The sequence below is a fragment of the Desulfovibrio sp. OH1186_COT-070 genome, assembly GCF_003860215.1.
Taxonomy (GTDB): domain Bacteria; phylum Desulfobacterota; class Desulfovibrionia; order Desulfovibrionales; family Desulfovibrionaceae; genus Desulfovibrio.
On record NZ_RQYH01000075.1, the window covers coordinates 1 to 1,879 of the forward strand.

Here is a 1,879-nt window from a genome sequence, read left to right on the forward strand (position 1 = left end):
TGCTCCTTGCGATTTTTTCTGGGTGGAATGACGGGCTGACAGCCGGACTCAACAGCCTTGTCTATAATTTCATTGCTGTCATATCCACGGTCAGCCAAAAGCGCCTCCGCGCTCAAACCGCCAATCAATGTGCATGCTTCCTTGCAATCAGATCTGGTACCTTCTGTAACAACAACTCTGAGCGGCATACCATGCGCATCCACGGCCAGATGTATTTGGGTAATGAAGAAATGGTTTGAAATCTCCAAAGTTGCCCGAAAAAAATCTGACCTGCCGCCCCTTCATGAGTACAGTTGACCAACTCGACCGCATTTTACGATAACAGGCTCTGAACAGAAAAGTTTGCGGGGCCAAGACAGAAAAATAAAATTTAAACCTGGGGTGTTGGAGCAGCAATGAAAACAGGGTGGCCCAATGGACTACTCTGTAAGAGGTATGTACCCATCCGGGTCTTGCATCAATCCGTCAAGGAATTGTTCACGTGACATCAGTGGCGTTCGCGCAAGCGGCAGTTTTGATACATCGGAATGATCATTTTTGAAAGAGCCGGTGAAAAATCTGTGAAAAAGTACAACGCCATCTTTATTTTTGATCAAAAAAGCTGCGGAATAGTCAGTGACTCCGGCATCATTATCATTTGTATGGTAAATAGCAATTTTAGGGCGAATTTCACTATTTATACTGTCTATTATTTTCAGGTATGCCTCCCTGTCAAGCGTTCCGATATCAAAAATAATATTATACATAATACGTTTATATTTGTCTATTCCACCAATGTTTTCTGCAAAGCATATAGAGTGAAAAGTATGAAAAAAAATTATAAGAAATAAAATTTTTTTCATAAACGCCCTCTATCTTATTTTTTTATTGCCGATGTTGGACATGCATCAATACATGATCCGCATTCAATACATTTGTCATAATATATGTATGGAGAAAACCCGTGAATTGTGCATTTTAGTGCCTTTGGTGGGCAGGAATCAATACACTCAGTGCAGTATGGACATTTGAGGCAAGCCACAGGATCGATCATGATTGGCGCCATTTTCAACTCTCTTGCACGCTTATTGGGTTAGCAATAGCACAATTGCCATGCCCAAGCAATCAGATCACCGCTGGGAGCAATGGCAGAAATTTGAAACCGTATGCGCAGGAGCGTGCGCTACAGCCATCACCTATTCCGGCTTCTGCCCCAGCAGCAGCCGTGCCTGGGGCGTAAGGCCCCGCAGGCTGGAAAAAATGCTTTCCGCTCCGCGCTGTTCAGGGTCCTGCACAATGGCGATCAGCACCTTTTCCGGCGTGGTGCTGACTCTGGTGACAGCAGGGGCCTTGAAGGTCTGGCTCCGGGGCGTTCCGCTGAAGCTCCAGAAAGGCCCTTCCTGACGGGGAGTGGACGGGTCGGCCTGAAATTCCGCCAGTTTGGCGGCCAGGCTGGAGCTGCTGTCCCCATGCTCGTTGGGCAGCACAAAAATACTGACCAGTGCCACATGGTTTTCCTGCTTTTCGTCCAGCAGGCCCAGCACAAGCATATATTCTTCGGGGTTTTCGGACTTGAAACCCCGGCGTTCCTCGCCGTCCCATCCGGCGGGCATATCCACGCTGAAAAGCGTGAATTCGCGCTGTTCGGCTGTCGCCGGTGCTGCAGAAAAAAGAAGGCAAAAAAGGCACAGAAATACAAAAGCCGTGTAGCGCATGCCTGTCTCCCGGTATGTGGTCTGCAAAAAATATCTGCTGTTCCTCGTCATTTTTTTCTGTCTCGATTGGGCCAGGCTGGGGAAAGCCTAGATAGTGTCGTCAAATTATTTTTGCCCACAATGAGATGCACCTGATTTGCACGGCGGCAAGGAAGGAAAGGCTTCGTTTTGCGTAGCGCGTAGCG

3 protein-coding genes and 2 pseudogenes are annotated in these 1,879 nt (G+C 47.7%); all 5 read right to left on the reverse strand.

Translation table 11 applies throughout. The features are described from left to right. Nucleotides 1-221 (reverse strand): annotated as a pseudogene (locus EII23_RS11790) (transposase); the annotation flags it as partial. A 198-nt stretch (nt 222-419) separates the two neighbouring features. Beyond that, nucleotides 420-842, reverse strand: a complete 423-nt coding sequence (locus EII23_RS11795; RefSeq protein WP_124793529.1) for a hypothetical protein — start codon at nt 840-842, stop codon at nt 420-422. A gap of 14 nt (nt 843-856) precedes the next feature. Further along, nucleotides 857-1,045, reverse strand: a complete 189-nt coding sequence (locus tag EII23_RS13690) for a 4Fe-4S binding protein (protein WP_124793530.1) — start codon at nt 1,043-1,045, stop codon at nt 857-859. A gap of 130 nt (nt 1,046-1,175) precedes the next feature. Next, entirely contained in the window at nt 1,176-1,694 is a 519-nt protein-coding gene (locus EII23_RS11805) for a protoporphyrinogen oxidase (protein WP_124793531.1), read from the reverse strand. A gap of 100 nt (nt 1,695-1,794) precedes the next feature. Beyond that, a pseudogene (locus EII23_RS11810) lies at nt 1,795-1,879 on the reverse strand (IS5/IS1182 family transposase); the annotation flags it as partial.